The organism is Vibrio sp. 1249-1, from assembly GCF_033340495.1.
In genome coordinates this window covers 1-1,014 of record NZ_JAWOWJ010000161.1, presented here as the reverse complement: position 1 = coordinate 1,014, position 1,014 = coordinate 1, and the positions used below count along the sequence as shown (strand labels likewise).

At 47.5% G+C, this 1,014-nt stretch carries 1 protein-coding gene; it reads left to right on the top strand.

Annotation, left to right across the window (positions count from 1 at the left end):
* Nucleotides 1-12: 12 nt before the first annotated feature.
* Nucleotides 13-1,014 (top strand): peptide ABC transporter substrate-binding protein (locus R7Z50_RS24955; RefSeq protein WP_318149412.1); only part of this gene is annotated, 1,002 nt, incomplete at its 3' end.

Sequence of the window (1,014 nt, the reverse complement as noted above, 5' to 3'; positions counted from 1 at the left end):
AGTGAGACAAGGATGAAATTACCTAAACTACTTTTGCTAGCATCGATAATGAGTCCGATACTGGCTACACCGAGCTACGCAGTGCCGTATCCGGTTGGTGTGACGCTTGCAGAGACGCAAGAAATTACGCTCAACAACGGGGCGGAAGTCACCTCTATCGATCCTGCAAAACAAGCCGCGGAGCCTGCGTTCAACCTTGGTCGAGACTTGTTTGAAGGCTTAACCATTCAGGACAAACAAGGCAAAACGATTCCTGGGATTGCAGAATCTTGGACGGTGAATGACAACAATACGGTTTACACTTTCCACTTGCGCGATGCGAAATGGTCAAACGGCGACGCAGTGACCGCTCAAGATTTTGTCTACAGTTGGCAACGATTACTCGACCCTAACACGGCATCACCTTACGCTTGGTTTGCCGCCATACCGAATATCCTAAACTCGCAAGCCATTATGAAAGGCGAAGCAAAACCTGATTCATTGGGCGTGAAAGCGTTGGATGAAAAAACCTTCCAAGTCACTTTGGATCAGCCAATTCCGTTCTTCATAAAACTCCTGAGCCACCCCGTTTTTGCTCCGGTTCATCAAACAACGGTAGAGAGACACGGCAGTAACTGGACACAACCGGAGAACATCGTAACCAACGGCGCGTTTACCGTTTCGGAGTGGAAGGTAAACGAGAAGATGGTAATGAAGAAAAACCCGCACTATTGGGATGCAAACAATGTCGTCCTAGATAAAATCACTTGGCTGCCGATCGGTGATGCTAATGTCGTGCTAAATCGCTACCTAGCAGGCGAAATCGATCAGGTCATATCGATTCCTGCCGCACAAAAAAGGAAACTAATAAGCAAACTGCCTCAAGATGTGGCTGATACAAGTGCTTCGCTAGGTTCGACTTTTTACTACCTAAATACGCAAGAAGGACCGACCAAAGATCGTCGAGTTCGCCAAGCCCTCTCCTACGCCATTGATCGCAATCTACTGACTGATTCGATTTTAAGAAATGGTGGC